Origin of the sequence: Streptomyces sp. NBC_01197 (assembly GCF_036010505.1) — a bacterium.
In the GTDB taxonomy this organism is placed as follows: Bacteria; Actinomycetota; Actinomycetes; order Streptomycetales; family Streptomycetaceae; genus Streptomyces.
The window spans coordinates 4907865-4931353 of sequence record NZ_CP108569.1; the positions used below are offsets into that span (position 1 = coordinate 4907865).

General features: G+C 67.3%; 25 protein-coding genes. 7 read left to right on the forward strand and 18 right to left on the reverse strand.

Annotated elements, in window-relative coordinates:
• Nucleotides 1-38: 38 nt before the first annotated feature.
• A complete protein-coding gene (locus OG452_RS22515; RefSeq protein ID WP_327297393.1) occupies nt 39-2357 on the reverse strand; it encodes a transglycosylase domain-containing protein in 2319 nt (772 codons plus the stop codon).
• Between the two features lie 261 nt (nt 2358-2618).
• On the opposite strand from OG452_RS22515, the gene OG452_RS22520 reads away from it, so the two are divergent.
• Nucleotides 2619-3419 (forward strand): ABC transporter permease, encoded by an 801-nt coding sequence (locus OG452_RS22520; protein WP_327297394.1) that lies wholly within the window; start codon nt 2619-2621, stop codon nt 3417-3419.
• Nucleotides 3412-4215 (forward strand): ABC transporter permease, encoded by an 804-nt coding sequence (locus OG452_RS22525; RefSeq protein ID WP_327297395.1) that lies wholly within the window; start codon nt 3412-3414, stop codon nt 4213-4215. Before OG452_RS22520 ends, OG452_RS22525 begins: the two co-directional genes overlap by 8 nt.
• A 186-nt stretch (nt 4216-4401) precedes the next feature.
• Here OG452_RS22525 and OG452_RS22530 read toward each other — a convergent pair whose 3' ends face one another.
• A complete protein-coding gene (locus tag OG452_RS22530; RefSeq protein WP_327297396.1) occupies nt 4402-5115 on the reverse strand; it encodes a hypothetical protein in 714 nt (237 codons plus the stop codon).
• 306 nt (nt 5116-5421) lie between these two features.
• Between OG452_RS22530 and OG452_RS22535 the strand changes: the two genes are divergently transcribed.
• Entirely contained in the window at nt 5422-6396 is a 975-nt protein-coding gene (locus OG452_RS22535) for an ABC transporter ATP-binding protein (RefSeq protein WP_327297397.1), read from the forward strand.
• A gap of 88 nt (nt 6397-6484) precedes the next feature.
• Here OG452_RS22535 and OG452_RS22540 read toward each other — a convergent pair whose 3' ends face one another.
• Nucleotides 6485-7702, reverse strand: a complete 1218-nt coding sequence (locus OG452_RS22540) for an SGNH/GDSL hydrolase family protein (RefSeq protein ID WP_327297398.1) — start codon at nt 7700-7702, stop codon at nt 6485-6487.
• A 110-nt stretch (nt 7703-7812) separates the two neighbouring features.
• On the opposite strand from OG452_RS22540, the gene OG452_RS22545 reads away from it, so the two are divergent.
• The gene (locus OG452_RS22545; protein ID WP_327297399.1) at nt 7813-9153 is read left to right on the forward strand and encodes a DUF445 domain-containing protein; all 1341 of its coding nucleotides are present in this window, start codon (nt 7813-7815) and stop codon (nt 9151-9153) included.
• Nucleotides 9154-9205: 52 nt separating this feature from the next.
• Here OG452_RS22545 and OG452_RS22550 read toward each other — a convergent pair whose 3' ends face one another.
• From OG452_RS22550 to OG452_RS22565, 4 genes are all read right to left on the reverse strand, one after another.
• On the reverse strand, nt 9206-9505 hold the full coding sequence (locus OG452_RS22550) for a hypothetical protein (RefSeq protein ID WP_266856642.1): 300 nt from the start codon (nt 9503-9505) through the stop codon (nt 9206-9208).
• A 369-nt stretch (nt 9506-9874) separates the two neighbouring features.
• Complete coding sequence (locus tag OG452_RS22555; RefSeq protein WP_327299733.1) at nt 9875-10261, reverse strand: nuclear transport factor 2 family protein; 387 nt, start codon at nt 10259-10261, stop codon at nt 9875-9877.
• A 348-nt stretch (nt 10262-10609) separates the two neighbouring features.
• Nucleotides 10610-11236, reverse strand: coding sequence for a GNAT family N-acetyltransferase (locus OG452_RS22560; protein WP_327297400.1), 627 nt, complete (start codon nt 11234-11236; stop codon nt 10610-10612).
• A 74-nt stretch (nt 11237-11310) separates the two neighbouring features.
• A complete protein-coding gene (locus OG452_RS22565; protein ID WP_327297401.1) occupies nt 11311-11637 on the reverse strand; it encodes a hypothetical protein in 327 nt (108 codons plus the stop codon).
• 80 nt (nt 11638-11717) lie between these two features.
• Between OG452_RS22565 and OG452_RS22570 the strand changes: the two genes are divergently transcribed.
• Entirely contained in the window at nt 11718-12995 is a 1278-nt protein-coding gene (locus OG452_RS22570; RefSeq protein WP_327297402.1) for a lanthionine synthetase LanC family protein, read from the forward strand.
• 42 nt (nt 12996-13037) lie between these two features.
• Here the strand turns inward: OG452_RS22570 and OG452_RS22575 are convergent, their stop codons facing one another.
• From OG452_RS22575 to OG452_RS22600, 6 genes are all read right to left on the reverse strand, one after another.
• The gene (locus tag OG452_RS22575) at nt 13038-13550 is read right to left on the reverse strand and encodes a nucleoside deaminase (protein WP_327297403.1); all 513 of its coding nucleotides are present in this window, start codon (nt 13548-13550) and stop codon (nt 13038-13040) included.
• 156 nt (nt 13551-13706) lie between these two features.
• Complete coding sequence (locus OG452_RS22580; RefSeq protein ID WP_327297404.1) at nt 13707-14219, reverse strand: nucleoside deaminase; 513 nt, start codon at nt 14217-14219, stop codon at nt 13707-13709.
• Between the two features lie 20 nt (nt 14220-14239).
• A complete protein-coding gene (locus tag OG452_RS22585) occupies nt 14240-14656 on the reverse strand; it encodes a hypothetical protein (RefSeq protein ID WP_327297405.1) in 417 nt (138 codons plus the stop codon).
• A 101-nt stretch (nt 14657-14757) separates the two neighbouring features.
• Nucleotides 14758-16389 carry a hypothetical protein gene (locus tag OG452_RS22590; protein WP_327297406.1) on the reverse strand — a complete coding sequence of 544 codons (1632 nt, stop codon included), beginning with the start codon at nt 16387-16389 and terminating at the stop codon, nt 14758-14760.
• Nucleotides 16390-16525: 136 nt separating this feature from the next.
• Nucleotides 16526-16771: a DUF397 domain-containing protein gene (locus OG452_RS22595; protein WP_327297407.1), complete on the reverse strand. Its 246-nt coding sequence runs from the start codon at nt 16769-16771 to the stop codon at nt 16526-16528.
• Nucleotides 16771-17616 carry a helix-turn-helix domain-containing protein gene (locus OG452_RS22600; RefSeq protein ID WP_327297408.1) on the reverse strand — a complete coding sequence of 282 codons (846 nt, stop codon included), beginning with the start codon at nt 17614-17616 and terminating at the stop codon, nt 16771-16773. Before OG452_RS22600 ends, OG452_RS22595 begins: the two co-directional genes overlap by 1 nt.
• 216 nt (nt 17617-17832) lie before the next feature.
• On the opposite strand from OG452_RS22600, the gene OG452_RS22605 reads away from it, so the two are divergent.
• On the forward strand, nt 17833-18459 hold the full coding sequence (locus OG452_RS22605) for an ATP-binding protein (RefSeq protein ID WP_327297409.1): 627 nt from the start codon (nt 17833-17835) through the stop codon (nt 18457-18459).
• Between the two features lie 32 nt (nt 18460-18491).
• Here the strand turns inward: OG452_RS22605 and OG452_RS22610 are convergent, their stop codons facing one another.
• Nucleotides 18492-19244 (reverse strand): HNH endonuclease, encoded by a 753-nt coding sequence (locus OG452_RS22610; protein ID WP_327297410.1) that lies wholly within the window; start codon nt 19242-19244, stop codon nt 18492-18494.
• Between the two features lie 158 nt (nt 19245-19402).
• Between OG452_RS22610 and OG452_RS22615 the strand changes: the two genes are divergently transcribed.
• The gene (locus OG452_RS22615) at nt 19403-20545 is read left to right on the forward strand and encodes a DNA cytosine methyltransferase (protein WP_327297411.1); all 1143 of its coding nucleotides are present in this window, start codon (nt 19403-19405) and stop codon (nt 20543-20545) included.
• Here the strand turns inward: OG452_RS22615 and OG452_RS22620 are convergent.
• From OG452_RS22620 to OG452_RS22635, 4 genes are all read right to left on the reverse strand, one after another.
• A complete protein-coding gene (locus OG452_RS22620; protein ID WP_442810072.1) occupies nt 20480-20941 on the reverse strand; it encodes a very short patch repair endonuclease in 462 nt (153 codons plus the stop codon). The genes OG452_RS22615 and OG452_RS22620 overlap by 66 nt on opposite strands.
• A gap of 7 nt (nt 20942-20948) precedes the next feature.
• Nucleotides 20949-21704 carry an NgoMIV family type II restriction endonuclease gene (locus OG452_RS22625; protein ID WP_327297413.1) on the reverse strand — a complete coding sequence of 252 codons (756 nt, stop codon included), beginning with the start codon at nt 21702-21704 and terminating at the stop codon, nt 20949-20951.
• Nucleotides 21705-21722: 18 nt separating this feature from the next.
• Nucleotides 21723-22607 (reverse strand): NaeI family type II restriction endonuclease, encoded by an 885-nt coding sequence (locus OG452_RS22630; RefSeq protein WP_327297414.1) that lies wholly within the window; start codon nt 22605-22607, stop codon nt 21723-21725.
• 193 nt (nt 22608-22800) lie between these two features.
• Nucleotides 22801-23133, reverse strand: coding sequence for an ATP-binding protein (locus OG452_RS22635; RefSeq protein ID WP_327297415.1), 333 nt, complete (start codon nt 23131-23133; stop codon nt 22801-22803).
• Between the last annotated feature and the right edge of the window lie 356 nt (nt 23134-23489).

The window sequence follows — 23489 nt, forward strand, 5'->3', positions numbered from 1 at the left end:
CCGTGACGCCGGCGGGTGTGCCACCGGCCGCAGTGGGTTCAGCCGCCCGTGGTTCCGCCCCCCGGGCCGCCGTCCGTGCCTCCGCCCGTGTCCGTGCCGCCGTCTGTCAGCCCGCCGATCACGCCGGGGCTCTCGCTGCTGGGAGTCTCCGACGGCTCCGGGGACGATGAGGTGGGTGTGGTGCTGGGCGGCGCGGACGACGGTCCGGTCGGTGCCTCGCTCGGCGAGGAGGACGAGGCCGATGCCGACGGGGAGGCGGAGCTCTTGGCCGGAGTGGGCAGCGTTTCCTGGTGCGCACCGGACTGGAGGTCGAGGCGGAAGGGTGTGCGCGGGGTGCCGGCGAGCGCGGCCCCCGTGTACTGGCCCCAGATCTGCGCGGGGGCGCCGCCGCCGTTGACGCGGGGCAGGCCGAGCGCCCCGTACAGCGGCTTCTGCACGCCGGTGGCCGGGTCCTGGCCCATCACGGAGATGACGGTCGACAGGTCGGGCGTGTATCCGGCGAACCAGGCGGCCTTGTCGTTCTCGGCGGTGCCGGTCTTGCCGGCCGCGGGCCGTCCGGCGGACTTGGCCGCGGTGCCGGTGCCGTTCGCGACGACGCTCTTCAGGATCGACGTGGTGGTGTCCGCGGCCTGGCGGCTGATGCCCTGGACGGTGTGCTTCTTCGGCAGGGAGAGCTTCTTGCCGTTCTTGGTGGCCTTCTCGACGATGGTGTACCTCCCGTGCCTGCCGTGGCCCGCGAGTGTCGCGTACGCCTCGCTCATGTCCAGCACGCTGGCGGTGGAGGGGCCGAGTGCGATGGAGGGGTACGGGTTGAGGTCGGGGGTGTTCTTCGGGATGCCGAGGTCGACTGCGGTCTGCTCGACCTTGGACGGGCCGACGTCCTCGGCCATCTGCGCGTACACCGCGTTGACGGACTTGTCGGTGGCGGTGGCGACGGTGATGTGGCCGTACGACACGTCGTCCTCGTTGCCGGGCGCGTAGCCGGTCGATCCGTTCGGGCCCTGCACCGTGCGGTGGTTGGTGCCGTCGTAGATGGTGCTCGGGGTGATCCTCCGCCCGTCCTGGGTGGTCGAGTCGTTCTCCACGGCCGAGGCGAATACGTACGGTTTGAAGGTCGAACCGACCTGGTAGTCCCGGCGGGTGGCGTTGTTGACGTACTGCTTCGTGTAGTCGACGCCGCCGTACATCGCGACGACCTTGCCCGAGTCGGGTTCCACGGACGCGCCGCCGACGCGGACGTTGCGGTCGGCGCTGCGGCTCTTGCTGAGCTTGCTGTTCACCTGGTCGTTCACCGCGGTGGCGAGCGCCTTCTGCTTGCTGCGCTGGAGTGTGGTGGTGATGCGGTAGCCGCCGGTGGCGAGCGTGTCCTCGTCGATGACCTTGTTGCTGGTGAGGTCGTCCTTGACGGCCTGGACGATGTACCCGCGCTGACCGGAGAGGCCGGACGAGGGCCTGACCTTTCCGGGCACCGGGAACTTCTCCGCGGCGCGCGCCCCGGGGGTGAGCCACTTCTTCTTGACCATGCCGTCGAGCACGTAGTTCCAGCGGGCCTCGGCCCGGCCCGTGTTGGCGGGGTGCACCACGACGTCGTACGCGCTGGGGGCGTTGAGCAGGGACGCGAGGTAGGCGCCCTGGGCGATGTCGATGTCCTGGATGTTCTTGCCGTAGTACGCCTGGGCGGCGGCCTGGATGCCGTAGGCGTTGCGTCCGAAGTAACTGGTGTTCAGGTAGCCCGCGAGGATGTCGTTCTTGCTCTCCTCGCGGTCGAGCTTGATCGAGATGAAGAACTCCTTGACCTTGCGGCTGATGGTCTGTTCCTGGCCGAGGTAGTAGTTCTTGACGTACTGCTGGGTGATGGTCGAGCCGCCCTGGGTGCCCTTGCCGGTCACGGTGTTCCATGCGGCGCGGACCATGGCCTCGGGGTCGACGGCGCTCTCGGAGTAGAAGTTGCGGTCCTCGGCGGAGAGCGTGGCGTGCTGGACGCCGATGGGGATCTGGGAGAGCTGCACGCTCTCGCGGTTGACCTGGCCGTCGCGGGCCAGTTCGGTGCCGTCGGAGTAGAGGTAGACGTTGCTCTGCGCGGTGGCCGCGGTGTTGGCGGTGGGGATGTCGACGAGGTTGTAGCCGGCGATGAGCCCTCCGATGACCAGCACGAGGATCACCAGAACGGTGCCCAGGACCATCCGCCAGGTGGGGATCAGCCGGCGCCAGCCCTTGCGCTTGGGGCGCTTGCGCTTCTTGGCCGCTTTCCCGGGGCTCGCGGAGGCACCTGCGTTTGCGGAGGCCCAGGCGTTCGCGGAAGCGCCGGCGCCGCCGTGCTCGCTGCGCCGGCCGTGCTGTGGCTGCTCGTCGCTCACTGTCTCTCCAGCGTCCGGCACAAGGGTGTCGTGAGGGTGGCGTATGGGGCGTCGTAAACGGTGCTTTAAGGGTGCTGTATGGGCTGAATCGTGTTCTACGCCCATAAAACACTGTTGGGGCGCCCGGTTCGAACTGGGCGGATTATTCGGTCGCGGCGTGTGCTCCCGCTGGACTAGGGTCTTGCGCTTTGGTGCTTGCGCGGGGGAGAGCGGCCCCCGGCGGGCCGGACAGGGCGGAACGGACCGGGGGAGGAGGCTCGTATGCGGCTGTACGCGGTCGTGGCCGCAGGGGGGTTCCGGCGCTTCGCGACCTACCGGGTGGCGACGGCGGCCGGGGTGTTCACCAACACCGTCTTCGGCTTCATCATGGCGTACACGTACATCGCGCTCTGGGACGAACGCCCGCACCTGGGCGGCTACGACCAGCCGCAGGCCCTCACCTATGTGTGGCTCGGCCAGGCGATGCTGACGACGATGGCGCTGATGGGCGGCGGCCTGGAGGACGAACTCATCGAGCGTATCCGCACGGGCGACATCGCGATCGACCTCTACCGCCCCGCGGATCTGCAACTGTGGTGGATGGCGAGTGACTTGGGGCGGGCCGGGTTCCAGCTGATCGGACGCGGGGTGGCGCCCATGGCGCTGGGGGCGCTCGCGTTCCACCTGGCGCTGCCGACCGACCCTTTCGTGTGGCTCGCGTTCCTGGTCGCGCTGCTCTTCGGGGTGATTGTCAGCTTCGCGATCCGGTATCTCGTGGCGCTCTCCGCGTTCTGGCTGATGGACGGGGCGGGCGTCACGCAGATCGCGGGGATCGCCGGAATGTTCTTCTCCGGAATGCTGCTGCCGCTGAACCTCTTCCCCGGGGCGCTGGGCGAGCTGGCCCGGGTGCTGCCCTGGTCGGTGCTGCTTCAGGTGCCGGCCGACATCATCCTGGGCCGGCGGACCGGCTGGGACCTGGCGGCGGCGTACGCCTTCCAGCTCGGCTGGGCCGTGGTGCTGCTCGGCGCCGGGCGGCTGCTGCAGTCCGCCGCGACGCGGAGGGTGGTGGTGCAGGGTGGTTGAGGGGCTGCGCGCGTACTGGCTGATCGCCGGGATGTGGATCCGCTCGACGATGGCGTACCGGACGTCGTTCGTGATGACGGCCCTCGGCAACTTCGCCGTGACCGGGCTCGACTTCGCCGCGATCCTGCTGATGTTCTCGCACGTCAACCGGCTCGGCGGCTACTCGCTGGGCGAGATCGCCTTTCTGTACGGGACCGCTTCGACGGCCTTCGGCCTCTCCGACATGGTGATGGGCTCGATGGACCGGCTGGGCCGCCGGGTGCGCGACGGAACGCTGGACACGCTCCTTGTGCGCCCCGTCCCGGTCATCGCCCAGATCGCCGCGGACCGCTTCGCCCTGCGCAGACTGGGCCGGATCACCCAGGGCCTGCTGGTCCTCGGGTACGCGCTGGCGGTCGTCGATGTCCACTGGACGCCGCTGAAGGTCCTGATGGTGCCGATGATGGTGATCAGCGGTGCGGTGTTCTTCGCCGCGGTGTTCGTGGCGGGGGCGGCGTTCCAGTTCTGGGCGCAGGACGCCTCGGAGGTGCAGAACTCCTTCACGTACGGAGGGGTGACGCTGCTTCAGTATCCGCCGACGGTCTTCGCGAAGGACCTGCTGCGCGGGGTGACCTTCGTGATCCCGCTGGCCTTCGTGAACTGGCTGCCCGCGCTGTATGTGCTGGGGCGGCCGTACCCGCTGGACCTGCCGGAGTGGCTGGCGTTCCTCCCGCCGCTGGTGGCGGGGGTGTGCTGCGCCCTGGCGGGGGCGGCCTGGCGGGTGGGGCTGAGGTCGTACCGGAGTACGGGGAGCTGACCCTCCGGCGGACCCCGGTGGCGGGCCGGCGGACTGCGGTGAACCCTCGCGGTGAGTCCCGACCCCGCCGGTGTCGGTGTCGAGGGCGGCGTTGCAGCCCTTGAGGCCCGCCCTGACGTGCTGTGATGGGCCGTTCCACCTTGGCTGTTTGGGCCGGGGGAGCGGGATGCCGTGCTGCCTGTTCGATCAGCGTGCGCAGCGCCGGGGGAGCGTGACCGTACCGGGCCTGTGCCGGAACGTGTCCATCATGAGCCACTCGTCCAACTCGGGGTCGAAGAGGTTCTGGACGCCGAATTGCAGCACCTGCCAGAACGTACTCCGGTCGTTCTGGTCGACGTAGATGTCGCCCAGCGCAAGGGGGAAGCGCAGAAACTTCCCCGGAGGCCGCTTCGGCAGAACGACGCCGACCCTCCAGTGGTTCACGTGACGGTCCGGGCTCCCCTGGAGGATCTCCCGCCCGACGAACCGTGAGCCCCGGAAGGCCTGGTTCAGCTGGTCGAGGCCGAAGCCCGGGATCCGTGAGCATGAGTGGTCGGTCAGGCCGGGCCACTTGTAGGTCAGCGTGTAGAGCGTGCCGTGGTGGATCAGGTTGGTGAACCAGATCGGGTACTGCGGCCCGCCCGCGACCATCTGGCTGTCGCCGTTCCTCCCCTCCCAGGTGAACGGGACCGTGACACCCAGGTCCCGGACGACCCACTTCCCCTTCCCGCGGAAGTCACGGGGGAGATGAGGAGGGCGGGGCGTCGGCGAACCGGGCCGTTCCGCCGTCATGGTGGTGGCCGTCCGGGCGGCCGGGGTCCGTGTCCCGGCCTGGGCCGGTGGCAGCACCGTCGTGACGATGGCGATCGCTCCGGCCACTGCCGCTGAAGCGGTCGCCCGACGCGTGAGTGTCCAGCCCATGGTGTACCTCGACTGTCGTGTCGGGCGCCGTCGTGGCGCGGGGTTCGAAAGCGGGAAGGCCATCCGGTCGCCGGCTCCGGGAGCAAGAGCGCACCGATGGGGAAATGTCATATCAGGCGACAGGGGAGTTGGCGCTCAGGCGAGTCGCACGCCCCAGGACTTTCCCCTGTACGGCGGGGCAGCGGTGCGCGGCGTGCGGTGCCTGAAAAGTCCCGTGCCCGCGCCCGTCTCCCCGGGCATGATGGCTCTTCCGCCTCCACACCACCCGGAGTCGGTACGGGAGCGCACAACGGGAGTTGAACCACTGTGACCGGTACGGCCACCGACTTCATCGAACTCGAAGCCCTGGAAAAGGTCTTCGACGTACGCCGCAAGTCCGGCTTCCTGCGCCGGGAGAGACACCAGGTGCGCGCCGTCGACGGCATCAGCTTCCGGGTCCCCCGGGGCGAGATGGTCGGCTACATCGGTCCGAACGGCGCGGGCAAGTCCACCACCATCAAGATGCTCACCGGCATCCTCACCCCCAGCGCCGGCCGTATCCGCGTCGCGGGCCTCGACCCCTCCCGCGAGCGGACGAAGCTCGCGCAGCGCATCGGCGTGGTCTTCGGCCAGCGAACCACCCTCTGGTGGGACCTGCCGCTGCGTGACTCGTACCGGCTGGCCCACCGGATGTACCGCATCCCCGACGACCGGTTCCGCGAGAACATGGACCGCTGTGTCGAACTGCTCGACCTCGCGGAGCTGTTGGAGGTCCCGGTACGCCAGCTCTCGCTCGGCCAGCGGATGCGCGGCGACATCGCGGCGGCCCTGCTGCACGATCCGGAGGTCCTCTACCTGGACGAGCCGACCATCGGCCTCGACGTCATCTCCAAGGCCAAGGTCCGCGGCTTTCTGCGGGACCTGAACGCCGAGCTCGGCACCACCGTCCTGCTCACCACACATGACCTGACCGACATCGAGCAGCTCTGCAAGCGGGTGATGGTGATCGACCACGGCCGGCTGATGTACGACGGCGCGCTGGCGGGGCTGCACGAGGTGGGCGAGAGCGAACGGACCCTGGTGGTGGATCTGGAGCGGGAGCTGCCGCCGATCGACATCCCGTCGGCACGCAATGTCCGGGTGGAGGGGCCCCGGCAGTGGCTGGCGTTCCCGGCGTCGGCGTCCGCCGCCCCGCTCGTCGCGGCCGTCGCCGCCGAGTACCCACTGGTCGACCTCGCGGTACGGGAGCCGGACATCGAGGCCGTCATCGCGAAGATGTACGCGGACCGGGACTTCCGGTAGGCGCCTCCGGGAGACGTTTGCGCCGGGAGTTTCCGGCAGGACATGGACTGGACCGGACGGCGGGGCCAGCGGCGGGGTCGGACGGTGCTCAGGCGCTGGCCGGGGCGGACTTGCTCAGGGCGTCCAGGTCCAGGGTCATCGCCATCCGGCGGTAACCGGCGTCGCTCGGGTGCAGGTGGTCGCCGGAGTCGTACCCGGGCCGGAGCCTGCCCGGGGCGTACGGGTCGCGCATGGCCTTGTCGAAGTCGACCACCGAGTCGAAGACACCGCCCGCCCTGATGGTCGCGTTGACCTGTTGGCGTACGGCCTCCAACTGCGGAGTCACCCCGATGTGGCCGCCGAACGGCATCAGCGTCGCCCCGACCACGTGCAGCCCCCGCGCCCGCGCCTCCTGGGCCAGCTTGCGCAGCCCGTCGGTGATCTGCGCCGCGCTCAGGTTGTGCGGCAGCCGCAGGATGTCGTTGACGCCGAGTTCGATGACGACCGACTTCACACCGGAGCGTGCCAGCACATCCCGGTCGAAGCGGTCGAGGCCGCTCTGCCCCTTGCCCGCGCGCAGGACGCGGTTGCCGCTGATGCCTTCGTTCAGTACGCCGTAGTGGCCATCGAGCCGGGCGCCGAGTACGTCCGTCCAGCGCTGGTTGGTGTCCGCGGTGGAGGTGATGCCGTCGGTGATCGAGTCGCCGAAGACCACGACCGAGCCGCGGGCCTCATGGGTGAGGACGTCCACGGCGGTGAGGTAGCGCCAGTAGGGCGTCTCGACGGTGTGGCCGCCGAGGCTGGCGTACGAGACCTGCCGGGCGTGCGGGTGGTACGTGACCGGGCCGCTCGGCGTCGGGGTGGTGAAGGAGACCGTCACATCGCCGTTGCTGGGGATCGGGATGCGGGCGGCGTCGCTGATGGTCTGCCCGCCGGCCGGGATCGTGACGTAGTGGCGCCCGTCGAACGTCACCGCCTGGATCGAGCCGTCCGCCGATACGGACGCCTCGGTGACCGTCAGCGGCTGGGTGCCGAAGAGGTTGGAGAGGGTGATCCGGGCCAGCGAGCCGCCGATGCTGGTGTGTACGACGTTACGGATGGTGCTCCCGGGGAGGCCGTTCGGCGTACCGGGTTCGGGCCCTACGGGCGCCGCCGACCAGGTGCCCGTCCAGTTGCCGGACGCGGGCACCCCCGACGAGACCCGCGAGGGGGCCCCGGCGGAGACCGTGGTGGCCGGCGATTTCACCATGGCGAAGATGCCAACGGAAACGAGCGTCACCACTGCCGCCAGCGTGGCGAGCAGGGCGTAACCACGGCGCCTGGTCATGAGCGGTCGGTCTCCTCGGGAACTCGACGTGCGTCCCAGGAGTAGCTCAGGCAGGGACAATACGTACGGGGGCGGAACAGGTGCGGAAACGGGCGGAGCAGGCGGAGCTGATGGAACGTACGGGCAGGGAAACGGAAGCCGGAGCCGGACCTGGGACGGAAGGCGTCACAGGCACCGCGCCACTGGGCTCCGTTGCCTACAGCGCGGCCGATGAGGAGAAGCGCCGCGGGGTCCGCCTCATGAAGACGACGGCCACCGGACTTCTCCTTCTGGTCGCTCTCATTTTCGTACTCGCCACTTGGGCTTCGCACACCGGGGCCGGGTCGTGGGCCGGGTATGTCGCCGCGGCGGCTGAGGCGGGCATGGTAGGTGCGCTGGCCGACTGGTTCGCGGTAACGGCACTGTTCCGCCGGCCACTCGGTCTCCCCATTCCCCATACCGCAATCATCCCCAACAAGAAAGACCAGCTTGGGGAGTCACTTGGTTCCTTTGTCGGGGAAAATTTTCTGTCGGAATCTGTCGTACGGGCAAGATTGCGGGCCGTCGGCATCGGCGGACGGCTCGGATCCTGGCTCGCGGAGCCGGAACACGCCGACCGGGTGACGGCGGAGCTGTCGACGGCGCTGCGCGGTGCGCTGACCGTGCTGCGCGACTCGGACGTCCAGGCGGTGGTCGGTGAGGCGATCACCCGGCGTGCGGAGGCCGCCGAGGTGGCACCCGGTCTCGGGAAGATGCTGGAGAAGGTCGTCGCCGACGGGGGCCACCGGCGGGTCGTCGACCTGGTCTGCGTCCGGGCCCACGACTGGCTGACCGTCCACTCCGACTCGGTGATGGACGCGGTGCAGGGCGGGGCGCCGGGGTGGACGCCGCGGTTCGTCGACAAGAGGATCGGCGACCGCGTCCACAAGGAACTGCTGCGCTTCATCACGGAGATGCGCGACATGCCCGAGCACCCGGCGCGCGGCGCCCTCGACCGCTTCCTGGCGGACTTCGCTTCCGACCTCCAGTCGGACACCGACACCCGGGCGCGGGTGGAGCGCCTCAAGTCGGAGCTGGTGGGCCGCTCGGAGGTGCAGGACGTCATCGCCTCGGCGTGGGCCTCGGTGCGCGCCATGATCATCTCGGCGGCGGAGGATGAGCAGAGCGAACTGCGGCTGCGCGCCCGCGCCTCGCTACTCTCCCTGGGCGCCCGGCTGGCGACCGACGCCCGCCTCCAGCGGAAGCTGGAAGGGTGGCTGGAGGACGCGGCGGCGTACGTCGTGACGACGTACCGCGGCGAGATCACATCCCTGATCTCGGACACGGTGGCAGGCTGGGACGGCGAGCAGACGTCCCGCAAGATCGAGGCACACATCGGCCGTGACCTGCAGTTCATCAGGATCAACGGCACGGTCGTCGGCGCGCTCGCGGGCCTGGCGATCTACGCGGTGTCGCACGCGTTCGGGGCGTAGGGGCGCGGCGGGGGGTCCCCCCTCCCACCCGGCCGCCCGGCGCTTGGCGTGTCTACGCCCGGCGTGCGACCACGGTCGAGGCCACGGCCACCGCGCCCGCCACGGAGAACACGGCGGGCCAGGCGCCGATCTTCTTCGCGAGCGGGTGGGACCCGCCGAACGCGGCGAGGTAGACACCGGTGAGGGCGGCGGCCTTGGCCGTACCGGCCTCCTGCTGCCACTGCCGGGCGGCGACCGCACCGGCGGCGGCGAGCGCCACGCCCCCGAGAGGACGCTTCCTGGTCCAGCGGGCCACGGCGAAACCGCCGACGAGACCGGTGGCTGCTACGGCTGCTGCGGGAATCTTTGCCATGAGGACGAGGCTAACGGCGCGGATTCGGGGGGTGGTGGCGGGGTGGGGCCGCCAGGCCGGAGGAAGGCAGCCGGAGGGAGGAGGTGTGGGCGTCGGGCGCGGGGCACCGCTGGGGCATGGGCGGAAAACCTTCGGCGGCCGACCCGCCCCCGCTGGTACCGTCCGCGCGTGGACCCCGCCGACCCCGCCCCCGCGGCATTCGCCCTGGCCGCAGTGGAGTTGGCCGACTTCTTACGGACCCGCCGCCCGGCGCAGCTGCCGGTGATCCTCGGCCCACTGACCGCGCGGGCGCAGGCACTTCGACGCTTTCGATGACACCTGGTCCACCCAGGTGGTGACGAACCGGGTCCCGTCCGACCGCGCCCACGGCTACGCGCACACCTCCGCGATGGCCGCAGTGTCCCAGTAGAACGGCCGGACCTCGCTGATACGACCGTCCCGTACCGCGATCGTCTGAAGGATCGGGAAGGCGATCTCCCGGCCGGTGGCGCGGGAGGTCGCCTGGATACGGTGGAGCACCACGAGGGCCTTGCCCGTGGCGAGGATCTCCTGCTCGGTCATCCGGAAGGACTCCCAAGTCCGGCTCATGGCACGGAAGAAGCGGGCCATGCCGTCGTGACCGCGCCAGGTCCCTCCGTACGGAAGTCCGGCCGCCTGATGCAGTACGACATCGGGGGCGAAGAACGGCGCCAGGATGTCGAAGCCGACCGCGTCCGGGCCGCCGACAGCGAGGTAGCGGGCCTCGGCCGCGTACATGCCCTGGAGAACGGCCAGCGGTTCACGTTCTGATGCGGGCTCTGCGGTGTCTGCAGGCTCTGCGGGCTCTGCGGTGTCTGCGGTCTCTGTCATGAATCCGAGCCTGGCGGCCGGGGGCGCGCAGCGCTGGCGGCCATCGGACATCGCGTCGGCCGGACGGTGGTCGCGGCAGCCCGTGACGAAGGGGTGAAATCGTTCGGGGCGTCCGGTGCCGTGGCCGCTCGGCGGCCCGCGACGCCGGACTCGAACCGATCGAGGCGGGCACGCAGCCGCAGGGGGTGGAGCGCCGGCTGGGCGGTTGTGGCCGGACCGGCCCCGGTAATCCCTGCCAGTGGGAATCGGTAGGCCCTACCGGGGCGTCTGCCGAGCCGGTGCGGCCACCGCACTGTACGTACGTCCACCCGCGACGAAGTCACCGAGCGGACACATGCCGAAGCCGTCCACATGGACGCGCCACGACGCCTGGTTCTCGGCCTCGATGAAGGCGACCACGGCGTCGGCCCGTCCCTGGGCGGCCTCGACCGCCAGGTCGAACAGCCCCCTGGCCACTCCACGCCCCCGGAAGGCGGCGTCGACCACCACCGGCCCGTACATCAGCCAGCGCAAGGCGCTCAGTGGCTGCCCCTGCCAGCGCAAGGAATCCTGGGCGTCGAGCAGGGCGCGTACGGGCGGCGGCGGGTTGGGCACCTGCTCGGGCGAGGACAGAGCAAGAAGCCCCGCCACACGGCCCGCGCCACCCGGGCCCTCGGCGCCATCCGCGCCATCCGCGTCATCCGCGCCATCCGCGTCATCCGCGCCATCCGCGACGAGGAGACTTCTGCCCCGGACCATCGCACGCAAGGCGGCATCATCGAATTTGCCCTGCACAAATCCCTGCACGGAGCGTTGCTGCTCAGTGAGGGCATCACGGCGGTTGGCGGCGAAGAGCTTCGCCATGGCGGGCACATCGGCCTTGGTGGCATAGCGGTACTGCATGGTGCCGATGGTCCCACGACCGGAACCGCGACGAAGGCGGCGACGTCACCGAGGCATCGGACGGCCCGGCACACTCAGCCGTTCGGTTCGCCCGGCGGTTCGATCGCCGGGCCCGGAGCCGTCTGCCGTTCTGCCTGCGGATACGGGACGAACATGCTCAGGCGATAGGTGACCGGCTGCTCCGCGTGACCGCGACCGGGACCATGACCGCGGCTCCCCAGCGTTTCCACGCGCAGCATTGACGCATCGGTAAGCCCGAGCTCGCTCCGGATCCGCGGCACCGAGCTCTGCCACTCCGCCGCGTCCTGGGTCTCGAAAACCACTTCCCACCGCCCCGCACCGGCACCCCGCAACGGGCCGCCCCGCTGCTGATTCCTCCGCTTGCGCTGCTGTCCTGGCACGGGCCCAGCATGTCCTCCTCCCCGCCCAGCAGGCAAGAAAGCCCCTTGGCGGCCCGGTACGGCCATGGGACGCTGGGCCCGTGATCGCAGAGCGTGGGCTACCCGTTGACGCCGAGGCTCTGGGCAGGGGAGGCCTGGACTGGCTCGTCGGCTCGGCACAGGAGACCGGGCCCGGCCTGGCCTGGAAGGGCACCCCGACGGACGAGGAGCCCGACCCCGACCTCTACGGCGGTGCTGCGGGAATCGTGCTGGCCCTGCTCGAAGGCCGGAACCACTTCGGCGACGACCGTTACGCAGACGCCGCCTCACGGGGCGCCCGGATCCTGGCGGCGACCGTCGAGGAGTGGGACAACTGCTCGCTCTATCTCGGCCTGACGGGAATGGCCGTCGCCCTGCGCGCGGTCCACGAACTGCTGGGGGACGAGGCCGCCGGTGCCGCCGCGGACCGCGCGGTGGAGCGGGTGCGATCCCGGTTCGACGGGACGCGATGGGACGACCGGTGGTTCGACCTGCTCGCCGGCAACGCGGGCATCGCCCTGGGCGCGCTCGGCGTGGGCGACATCGAGCTGGCCGTACTCGCGGCGACGCCCTACCTCCGTACGGCGGAACGGACCGCTGGAGGCGTGCAGTGGGAGGTGCTGTCCGGCGCCCCGGCCCGCTTCCACCACGTCTCGCACGGCACGCTGGGCATCGCGTACGCGCTGGCCGCAGTCGGCCGGGCGGCCGACCGCCCCGACCTGACCGAGCTGGCAGTGGCCGGCGCATCGGACGTGGTGGCCCGTAACGAGGCGGGACCCGCGGGCTTCCTGGCCCCGCACTCCGACCCGCAGCACTCACCGGCTCTCACCGAGCGCTACAGCTACGGCTGGTGCCACGGCCCCACTGGCGACGCTCAGGCGTTCAGGCTGCTGGGATCGGTTGTCGAGGACCCGGCCTGGCCGGCTCTCGCGGACCGGTGCTGGCATACGGTGACCCACTCCGGACTCCCGCAGCGGCTACGCCCCGGCTTCTGGGACAACAACGGCCGGTGCTGCGGGACGGCGGGGGTCCTGGCGCTGGCATGCGACCGTCACGTCGAGGGCCGCGAGGGACTGGACTTCGCGAACACTCTCGTCGCGGACCTCGCGTCCCGGGCGACCGAGGACGCCGACGGAGTGCGCTGGTCGAACGCCGATCACCGAGCCACCCCGACCGAACTCGCACCACGACCGGGCTGGGCCATGGGCAACGCCGGCATCGTCCGCGAACTGCTCCGCTTCGCCCGGCTCACGACAGGCCGGGACGGCGCGTACGCGGTCGACTGGCCGGACCATCTGGCTGCGGAACCTTCTCCGGGGCGCGGGGCCGGGCAGCTCTGAGCGGGGGGCCTGGGCCCGAGTGTCCGGCGCCCGGTGCTCGGGTCAGAGCTTGGGCACGACGGTCTCTGGCAATTGAGCAGCCCACTGGGCGAGGGTGCCGGCCGCGTCCGCGTGCAGATCTCCCCCGACCGGGACTTCGTCCAGGAGCGTGCGTTCCGCGTTCGGCAGGGTCAACTCCCGGTAGAACTGCAGGTCCTCGAAGCCGTTCACGGCGGCATCCCGGCTGTTTGCCGCGTACACCACGCGCGGAATGCCTGCCCAGTAGCAGGCAACCAGGCACATCGGGCAGGGCTCGCTGCTCGCGTAGAGGACGGCATCCTCCATCAGATGACGACCGAGCGTCTCGCCTGCGGACCGCAGTGCCATGACTTCAGCGTGCGCTGTCGGATCATTGCGTTCCACGACGGAGTTGGCACCGGCTCCCACCACCTCGCCGTCAACGACGACGACCGCACCGAAGGGACCTTTCCCTCCGTCGTCCAGCGCACGCCGTGAGAGCGCGATGGCCTGCTCAAGGAATGCCCGGTCCTGTGGTTCCTCCTGGGAGAAGGGCAACTGAGTTCCTCTCCTTCATCTCTTGTGTGGACTGGGGCAAAGGGCCGACGGACCCGTCACTGAATTAGTTTTGCGGATCCACCTCGTCGCTCACCGGGCCACCCCGAGCGAGCTCCAACCACGGCCGAGCTGGGTAAGCGGGAGACGGTCCCCCGGTCAGAGCTTGGGGACGACAGCAACCGGCAGCTGCGCTGCCCACTCGGTGAGGGCCCCGGCCGCGCTGTCGCGCAGATCTCCCCCGACCGAGACCTCGGCCATGAGCGTCCGCTCGTTGTTCGGCAGCGTCAGCTCCCGGTAGAACTGCAGGTCCTCAAAGCCGTTGACAGCGACATCGTGGCTGTTGGCCGCGTACACCAGACGCGGGATCCGTGCCCAGTAGCAGGCGACCAGGCACATCGGGCAAGGCTCGCTGCTGGCATACATGACGCCGTCCTCCATGAGGTGACGGCCCAGTTCCCTGCCTGCCGAGCGCAACGCCATGACCTCGGCGTGCGCCGTCGGGTCATTGAGTTCCACGACGGAACTGGTGCCAGTTCCCACTGGCTTGCCGTCCACGATGACGAGGGCGCCGAAGGGCGTTTTGCCCTCGTCGGCCAGAGCATGCCGCGAGATGGCGATGGCCTGCTCCAGGAACGCTCGGTCCTGTGAGTTCTGCGGGGCGTAAGGCAACAGGATCTCCCTCTTCCTTCTCACATGTGGACTGAGGGGTCCCCATCACTGAAGGGGCCTTCGAGATCCACGTCGTAACCAGTCAGGGGCGTGGTGGCGCCGCGGGCACCGATGGTGCTCAGTGCAAGAGCTGTGTTCTGCGGATCGGACCACTGGCCGTCCGCAAACAGATCGACCATATCCGTTACTGGGGCGTCCGCCTGATCGCCAGCGATGATCAACCGGTGTATGCCGGGAGCAGGGCCGGAGAGCAGCGCACCGGTTGCGGCGAGCCGGTAGTTCCACTCGTCGAACGCTCTCCGTACGGTGTCGGCGTCGGGAGCCTGGCTGACCGCCGCCGGAAGGTTGTGCAGGATTACACGAGTGACCGCGAGTGACGCCCCGCGCCTCAACTGCGCTGCCAGGACGGACTGATCTATATCGTTGCGAAGGCTCACGTGCTGGGGCCGTAACCAATCGATTCCGCATTGGACGATGAGGGCACGCTCGACAGCGGGGTCCAGCAGCCGGGCCATGAGCTGTGGCCAGTGAGCGGCGTTCATGAGGCCGCCGGAGCCTGGGTGCCCACGAGCTGCAGAACCTGGAACCCCGCGACGATGATCTCTGTCCGGTCGTCGGAGGTATCGGCCGGGATGGGGAGCACGCGCGCGGCGAGAGCGGAAGCCGACTTCAGTACGGCTGAGGGCAGCCGGGCAAGAAATGCCCGCAATTCAGTATCCGGGTCCCCGACGGCGAGCGGCGCCAGACGGCAGGCGATGGCGAGCACCATGGCAGCCGGCCGCTCCTCGGGTTCGGCGCGTGGCGACGGGCTCGGAACTGGGCTCTCGGCGGTACGGTCCCGTACCTTGCGCCATGGTGAATTCGCGTGATCTGTGCGGGCCATGAGGGTGAGGAGCTCATGTTGGGCCTGCGCGGCGGTCGTAAACCAGCGGTGCGAGGCGAAGGTACGCAGGTACGCGCCAAGCAACTGTGGATCCGGTGCGAACTCCGGACGGATGAGCTCCGGCGGGTGGGTGATCCGGGCGTCACGGAAGGTTGCGATAGCTCCTACCGAGGCGAGACACCAGAAACGGTCGAAGCCGACGACTGAGCCGAAGGCTTGCCGTGCGGCGTCGGGGGCTTCACCGGCAGCGTGGCCCTCCGTGCCGTACAGGGTTTCTCGCATCTGGGTCAGGACGGAAGCACCGTCCCAGTAATTGCCCATGAATTTACGACCGGTGAGGAACTGGTAGACGCCGTAGAAGGCGTTGGCCTGGTGCGCTCCGTGGAACTCGGTGTAGTCCCGTACCCAGAGCAGTACGCCCACAGGATCGCTCAGTACCGAGGCGACCTCGTCCGGGCGGCCCACAGTCTTGGGGTCCGGGTCGACTGAGAGGAGGATGCGCAGCCGACAGTCGACCGACATGGCGACGAGCTCTCGTGCGGCCCTGCTGGAGGCGATACCACGCACGGACATGAGCAATGAGGTGCTGGCGAGCCAAGCGAGGTATCGGCTGGTCGCACCCAGCGCCGCTGCCGCGTCCGGCAGATCACGGGCCTGGGCGAGAACGGAGCTGATGAGGGCCTCTGCACTCCCGGTAACGACGACGGGGTCTGCGCCCCGTACGAGAGCGGCCCGGCATAGCCGGTGCAGTACCTCAAGGTGGAGAGCGACGGAGTTCCCGTTCGCGGGAGCCGGGACTCGGACCACGATGAGCTGGCCCACCAGGTTGCGTATGCCGGCCGGATCGTTCTTGCTGATGGTCTGGTCGAGAGCGCCGAGATACGCGGCGACGACGGGATCGTCACTCAGCTCCTCGTCGAAGTCGATCTCTTGGCCGTGCAGCTCCGTGAGGCCGTGGGCAAGGGCGCCCATCAGCAGGCGATTTCGGCCGCCTACGCTGGCCAGGCCGAAGAGCCGTATGAAGGAGAAGACCCCGAAGACGTTCGCGAGGAGGAAGAGCAGTGCGCCGTAGGTCGCGCTGGTCTCGTTCTTCCAGAGCAGACCGCACCCAGTGAACATCGCGGCGACCCACCCGATGAACACCCATTCCCGGAAGGCGATGTGGCTGTCGATGGCGCGGAGCGACGGCCAGGAGCTCTCGGCGGAGAAGGTGAGCGCGAAGATTACGGCTTCGCCGGTCAGTAGTGTGGCGAAGAACGCTACGGAGAACTGGGAAGCGTCAACCACTCTGTCCTTGTCGACGGGGACGCTCCATGCCAGCCAGACGAGGCCAAGTGAACAGACGAGAAGCGCAGTCTGCCGCCGTAAGTGACCCATGCCGCGTCTGCCCCCCCTGAGACTCACCCGTTGTCGATCAACTGTGTCAGGGGGCTGGGTGGTTGCCAAGGGCGCTCAGCGGAATCCCCCCGCCTTGCAGGCCGGCTACGAAACTGGTCCAGGCGGGACCGTCGAACATGAGCTGGGGGCCCAGGGGGTTCTTGCTGTCCCGCAGGGCGGTCACTCCGGACACCACCGCGGCTTCGACGCACTCGCTGGTATTGGCCCCACTGTAAGAGGACTTGAACCAGGTGCCGGGCGGTATGAACGGGTTGCCGGTGGGGCTCTGCATCACATCTCCTCAAGGACTCGCTCGATCATGGCGGATGACGCTGCCATGTCCAACGCTTGGGCCCTGAGGTAATCAAACGCAAGTCTGTACCGGTCCAGTTCGTCGTCCTTCTCCATGAAGAGGGAGCCGAGGTGGATATCGACGTAGACGACGTCCAGGCTCGGTTCCACGCCGCCGAGGATCACGAAACTGCCCATGGCCGCCGAGTGGGCGCCCTTTGAGAACGGCAGGATCTGGAGGGTGATGCCGGGAGACTCATTGGCCTGAAGCAGTTGGCTGAGCTGCCCCTTCATCACCTCGCGCGAGCCGACTACCCGGCGGACCACTGACTCGTCGAGGATCGCCCAGAGGTGCAGCGGCTTGTCCCGGGAGAGGATCTCCTGGCGCCTCATGCGGATGTCCACGAGCCGCTTGGTCTCTTCGGCTGGCAGCCGCATCTCGGACGCGTGCTGTACGGCTTCTGTGTACTGACGGGTCTGGAGAAGCCCGGGCACGTAGAGGCAGTTGAAGTGGTCTTCGCGGAGTGCTTCGTCTTCAAGGGTGAGCAGGAGGTTCATGGTCTCCGGAATGGAGTCGGAGTAAGTGTTCCACCAACCCTGCTTCTTGGCGTCTTTGGCGAGCGACACGAGGGCGTTGCGTTCGGCGTCGCTGGCTCCGTACTCGCGGCAGAGAGCGTCCACGACGGGCCACTTCACTGGCCCTTCCTGAGTCTCATACCGGCTGATGGTCGCCTTTGAGACCGCGACCAGCCGCCCGGCCTCCTCCAGAGTCATGCCCTTGCGTGCACGCAACTTGCGCATCATCGAACCGAGTTGGCGTCGCCTCGTAGTGGTCCTCACTGGCATGGGAACAGCCCTCCGCTGCGTTTAGGCCGACGGCCCGGCCGGCAACAGGCTATGACGCCGCGACGCCCCTGGTCCGCCAGATTCACCCGGACGGTTTTCATGAGAAGTTACACAACGAGATTTCTAACTGCCATACTCGCTGCCGTAGCGCTACGCAGCGCAGTCGTACGGATACGGCTCGGCGCAGGCTGACGTGGCGCGGGAGGGAGTGTGGCCATGTATGGCTTCGATGTCACTGAACCCCGGCTCCGCTGCGTCCTGCCGTTCGCGGCAGAGCCGACTCAACTGCGCCCGCTGAGAAGGGCCGTGTGGGAGCGGCTCTCTTATTGGGGCGTTCCCGCTCTCACGGATGAGGTGCAGCTCGTGGTCACGGAGCTGGCGACGAATGTGATCAAACATGTTGGCCCGGGGGTGGCGGCGACGCTTGTGCTGGAGTCTGCCTATGGCCATCTCCGTGTCGAGCTTCACGACACGAGCCACGTGGTGCCGGCTCTGGCGGACCCGCAGTGCGGTGACGAGTGCGGCCGGGGGCTGCATCTGCTGGCCGCACTGGCGGTGGGCTGGGGAACCCTCGTCACAGCCACAGGAAAAGCGGTCTGGTGTGAGCTGGCGCTGCCAGCCGATCGGCGCTGCCGTCGCATTCAGCGGGCGTCGGCTGTGCTTGACGGCTACGGCCGTATGACAGGAGCGCCGACGCTGGCCGGCGGCGGCCGACGGTCAGCCCTTGAAGAGTCAGCGACGGACCTCATTGCTGATCTCCTGCACTGGCATGCGGCGCAGGGTGGAGACCCGGACGAGATCCTGGACCGGGCACAGACGCACTTTGAAGCGGAGGCCGCGTAATGCACTGGGGACATGGACCAAGGCTCCAGCAGCTATGCGGTTCTGGGAGAGCGGGTGAGCTCCGCAATCTCGGCCCGAAGGGCAGCCGGGGTACGCCAGGATGCCCCGCGATGGTTTCTGTGGCACATGCGGTGACAGTTGGCACAGAGGAAGGCGAGGTCTTCCAGCTTCGTTTCCCGGGGTCCGGAAATATGGAGGGGGAGCGTGTGGTGGACCTCGATGTACCCCTCGCCGAGCGCCCCGTATCTCTCTCCGAAGTTGAACGTGCACACCGTGCACTGGAGGGGGTGCCCGAGCCTGCGGGCTTGGCCGATCTTGCGCCTGCGCAAGGCAGGGTTGCGCTCACGGGAGATCGCCCACCGGGCCAGCAGTCGGCCCTCGGCGGCGGGGACTCCGTCCTCGGCCACTTCGTCCGGCTGTTCCGGGATGAGGAAGAGTTCGCCGGACGAGATACCGTCTTCGATTGCCTGGGCCGCGAGAAGCATCTCGGCCTCGCGCTCGATGAATGCCTGAGTGACGAGCGCGGTCAGCCTCCCGCCTCTGGTAGCCGGGCCCGCGTAGTCCGGCCGGCTTGTAAGCAGGTCCGCGCTCTTGCGGCTGATGCTGGCAGCCGAGCGGAACTCGGGCACCTGACCGGCGGCGTCCCCGTGCAGCGGCAGAGAGCGGAGCAGCTCGGCAAGCTCCTGTGTGGACGCCTGGTAGGCCCTGAGCTGCCGCCATCCGTCGTTCACCACGCGAGAGCAGATCAGCAACAACTCGTCCCAGGTCCAGTCAGGGCTACGCATGGGCCATATCGTATGAGTGTCCACTGTGGCGTGGCTGCCATTCTGAGCAGGGTGGGGAGTGCTGCACACTATGGAGCACGATTGTCAGTGGGTCATGTCACCCTCTGTGAGGGCGGGTCGCAAAGAGTGCCTGCCGTGCATGTTGGTAAGGAGGGTGCATGACCAGCACTGAGAGGAAGTTCACCTCAGTTGAGATCTGCGCTGGGGCGGGAGGGCAGGCTGTCGGCCTTCACAACGCGCTGTTCCGACACCTCGCGTTGATCGAAGTAGATCCGCATGCGTGCGAAACCCTCCGGAAGAACGTGGTCGGCAACAAGGAATGGGGCGGGTGTGAGGTCATGGAGGAGGACCTCACCCAGCTCAAACCAGTGGAGCTGCGGCGTCATCTCAAACTGAACAGGGGGGACCTGGATCTCCTGGCAGGGGGCGTTCCGTGCCCGCCGTTCTCTGTTGCCGGGAAGCAGCTGGGGGAGAATGACGAGCGGGATCTGTTTCCCGTCATGCTCAAGCTTGTGGAAGAACTCCAGCCCAAAGCTGTGATGATCGAAAACGTCAAGGGCCTGCTGGACCGGAAGTTTGAAGGCTACCGGGACAGCATCTTGAAGCAGCTGGAAGAGTGGGGGTACCAGAAGTGCTACTGGCGGCTTCTGGAAGCAAAGGACTACGGCGTGCCGCAACTCAGGCCGCGTGCCATCCTCGTTGCGATGAAGGCCGAGTACAAGAAGCACTTCCTGTGGTCTGCGCCTGAGATGCGCCCCGTTGTGACGGTTGGGGAAGCGCTCGGTCGTTCCATGCAGCACCGGTTTGATGCCGTTGACGATCCTCGTGCTGAGGCCGCGCTCGCTGATTGGCGGGAAATGGCTTCGAAGGGAGTGGCGCCGACGCTAGTGGGCGGATCAAAGAAGCATGGTGGTGCCGATCTTGGTCCAACTCGGGCGAAGAAGGCATGGAAATTGCTCGGTGTATGCGGCCTGGGTGTCGCGAATGATCCGCTTGAGATGAAGGACCCGGAACGTGACCTCTTTGCTGCTGCGGGCCCGAAACTCACCGTGAGCCAAGCGGCTATCATTCAGGGATTTCCTGAGACGTGGAATTTCAGCGGCCGTAAAACTGCGGCATATCGGCAGGTGGGAAATGCCTTTCCGCCACCCGTCGCGCAGGCGGTTGGAGAGCAGATCATCGCGGCCCTTGAAGCGAAGGGTAAAGCCGAGACCCTCTTCGATGTGCCAGCTCCGTCAGCGCCCGTCAGGACGAAGCCTCTCAACCGTAGAGGCGATCTTGAACGCGCAGGCGTCCGGTGATTCATGCTCCCAGAACCGGAGCACGGTCCAGCCGGCCTCTGTGAGCTGGTGATCGGTATCCCGGTCGCGCGCCATGTTCCGGGCAATCTTGTCCGACCAGTACCCGGGGTTGGTCTTGGGTGAGATGTAGTGATCCGGGCATCCGTGCCAGTAACAGCCGTCAACAAAGACGGCGACCTTCGCCCGGCGGAAGACCAGGTCTGCTGTCCGCCGGAGGTCAGGCAGGGGCTTAGCTGCCACGCGGTAGCGAAGTCCCTGCGCGTGCACGAGCCGACGGATCAGCCGTTCTGGTTTCGTATCGCGGCTCCGGATTGCCTGCATGTTTCTGCGCCGCGCGGCTGAGGATGCCCAGGAACCCTGCGGAGGTTCCCAGTCGTCGTTGGATGTCACGTGCATCGTTCCATTACCAGCGGATCAGAGTGGGTGCGAGCTCTTCGTACGGCAGTACCCGCCGCTGTTCTACGCACTCATGCCAGTCGTCCTGTTGCTGTCTGTTTCCGACGACTGACACAGCATGCGCCATCGCATCGAAGGCAATGTGGTACACGGCATCGACCTCGCCCGTGCCCCGGGCGATAGCCGCGATTCTACTCGGCAGAGGCTCTGCAGTGACTGTTACAAGGTGAGGCTGACGGCCGCGACGATGCCGGATCATCTGAATGAATTCGTGCCGGATGTTCTGGACTCGATCCGAACGGATGGTCCACTTACAGGAGACTGCAGCATGCAGAAATGGGTCAGGGCTGTGAGCTAATGAAGGGTCGCTGAGGCCCACGGTGACATCAGGCTTAATCAGATAGTCGCGCCCAATCGCGACACGGAGTTCGGGGCTCTCCTTCACGAGTTCATCAACGCGGCGCAGGTGTGAGTACTGGGCGAATGAGGTGACAAGTTCTTTTCGGTCGAGCTTCCAGGTGCGCGTTGGGTCTGCCTCAGGAAGGATACGTGAGAGATCGGACATCACCTTCTGTTCCAGGACGGGGCCGGGTTTAGGTGGTGTGTCTGGCGTTACTACCCGCAGGGCGCCTAGGGAATCAAGAACTGATCCGGCTAGAGCGATTGACTGCTCATTATCGGAATCGGCGCTATTCGGGACGATTCTCCCGGTTTTATCGGCCTTCTTCCAGCCCAACAGGTCAGTCGCAAAGGTAGCGCTCATGAATACAAAATCCAATATCTATTTGGTGTGGGAAGGGAGCGAAGGGCCCGGTTCGATGGCATCTTCTGGCTGTGCGCAGCACCACTTGGTGCCATCAAGGGTAGCGCTGGGCCGGTCAGGCTGATGGCCAGAAGAACGTGTGACTCGCACGCTGACGAACTCGCCTTCACGTGGCGAAAGAACGCCCAGGCCCTCAGCGATCCTGCGATGACTCTCGTAGTCGCCCATGATCAGTATCCCTTCGCTCTGGAGGGCTGATCGCGCCCCACCGTTGCCGCGGACTCGCTTCATGTAGTCCTTCTGCTGGGCCACTGCGCGAACCACGTTGCGTCCGATGCGACGTTTCTGGACAAGGCGAAACAGCTCAATAAGGCGGGCCTGGCCAGATGAGTGCGCGAAAACAGTCGCGCGGTCTACGGGATCCATGTGGAGAAGGATGTTCTCTGGCAGTTCCGCATCGCGCCATAGCCAGAGAATCTTCTCCCTGTGAGCCGCTTTGACCGTGAGTTTCATGTCACGGTTGCTCCCGCCGTTGAGCCACTCTTCCCGGATGCGGAGAAGACCCGCACTCCAGCGGCTCTTGGAGTCGTCTGCCCATACGAGGAGACAAATGTGCCCCATGGCTTCGGGAGGGATCATCCAGCCCCCGAACTGCTGCGAGTACTTGCAGTCGACGTCCGAACCCGCGATCTTGTAGTCCATGTCGGTTCCATCGGCAAATTTGAATTCCCTTTGCAGGTTGATCTCAACGACCGTTCCCGCGTGGGTCTTCTCCGTCTTGAACAGAGTCTTCCAGTCGTATCGTCCTGTGGCCTCGCCATTCAATAGCTGATCGATGGTGTCCCGCAGTACGGTGGCGAAGCGCAGGCCCGTCGGGTCAAGGCGCTGGATTTCATCACGCACGGCGAGTAGTGCGTAATCCTCAGCCCATTGGGGGGCGCCAGAGATGCCGGTAGCTGCGTTCAGGTCGCATGGTAGCAAGAGGTCGTCCTTCTGGCTGTTGAGGAAATTTTTATCGAGGCGGATCTTATGGGTTCACATCCACGTTCGCTTTACTCTCATAAAGTGAGCTCTTTGTCCGGAAACGGACAAGGCGTCAGTGTCCGAGAGCTTCAGGAGGATAGTTCTGACGCCCGCCCACCGTCATGGCGACATCCAGATCCTCATCATCCGTCCCCATGCCGTCGTCGATGACGAGCAGGCTGGCGAGACGGTCGTCTTCCCGCAGGAAGCTGACGACTACGTTCTGGGAACGGGCGTCCACTGAGTTGTCGATGAGGTCGGCGATGGCTGCCGCAAAGCTGTAGCCCTGGTGGGTCAGAGAGTCGACGTAGCGCGCTGCAGAAGGGAGCAGCTGTTTGCTGCCGGAGGTAGGGACCTCGAACTGCCAGTCAACGGTGGGCTCACAGGGCATGTGTTCCTCGCGCACACAGAGGACTGGGCCTGCGTGGGGGATAGGGCGGCCAGTCGAGTCAGGATTACCAGATGTGAAGATACTGCAATGGGCTACTGGCTGGCATGTGTACTCGTCATGTTGGCCGAAAGAGGCAAGGGTCCGCCCGTCCTTCGTCGTTCGGGGGCGGACTACGCAACAACCCGAGTGGGACCGCCCGTCAAAGAGTTGGCCAGCCCTTGCTTCAGATGCGGACCGTGATCTTGTTTGGCAGGGCGGTGTGGGACAGTCCGGCCATGTTGATCATCGTGAGTTGTGCGGACTGGCAAGGAGGCGGTGGTCGCAGGTCACAGCATGGTTGCGTGCTCGACCGACCGGGCTTGCGCGCCGCT

Coding starts and splice junctions, on each gene's coding strand:
- OG452_RS22550 (WP_266856642.1), bottom strand. CDS start 9,505: ATGGCAAAGATTCCCGCAGCAGCCGTAGCAGCCACCGGTCTCGTCGGC.
- OG452_RS22530 (WP_327297396.1), bottom strand. CDS start 5,115: ATGGGCTGGACACTCACGCGTCGGGCGACCGCTTCAGCGGCAGTGGCC.
- OG452_RS22560 (WP_327297400.1), bottom strand. CDS start 11,236: ATGCAGTACCGCTATGCCACCAAGGCCGATGTGCCCGCCATGGCGAAG.
- OG452_RS22620 (WP_442810072.1), bottom strand. CDS start 20,941: ATGCACGTGACATCCAACGACGACTGGGAACCTCCGCAGGGTTCCTGG.
- OG452_RS22545 (WP_327297399.1), top strand. CDS start 7,813: ATGGAACGTACGGGCAGGGAAACGGAAGCCGGAGCCGGACCTGGGACG.
- OG452_RS22555 (WP_327299733.1), bottom strand. CDS start 10,261: ATGTACGCGGCCGAGGCCCGCTACCTCGCTGTCGGCGGCCCGGACGCG.
- OG452_RS22615 (WP_327297411.1), top strand. CDS start 19,403: ATGACCAGCACTGAGAGGAAGTTCACCTCAGTTGAGATCTGCGCTGGG.
- OG452_RS22610 (WP_327297410.1), bottom strand. CDS start 19,244: ATGCGTAGCCCTGACTGGACCTGGGACGAGTTGTTGCTGATCTGCTCT.
- OG452_RS22625 (WP_327297413.1), bottom strand. CDS start 21,704: ATGAGCGCTACCTTTGCGACTGACCTGTTGGGCTGGAAGAAGGCCGAT.
- OG452_RS22540 (WP_327297398.1), bottom strand. CDS start 7,702: ATGACCAGGCGCCGTGGTTACGCCCTGCTCGCCACGCTGGCGGCAGTG.
- OG452_RS22600 (WP_327297408.1), bottom strand. CDS start 17,616: ATGCCAGTGAGGACCACTACGAGGCGACGCCAACTCGGTTCGATGATG.
- OG452_RS22605 (WP_327297409.1), top strand. CDS start 17,833: ATGTATGGCTTCGATGTCACTGAACCCCGGCTCCGCTGCGTCCTGCCG.
- OG452_RS22595 (WP_327297407.1), bottom strand. CDS start 16,771: ATGCAGAGCCCCACCGGCAACCCGTTCATACCGCCCGGCACCTGGTTC.
- OG452_RS22520 (WP_327297394.1), top strand. CDS start 2,619: ATGCGGCTGTACGCGGTCGTGGCCGCAGGGGGGTTCCGGCGCTTCGCG.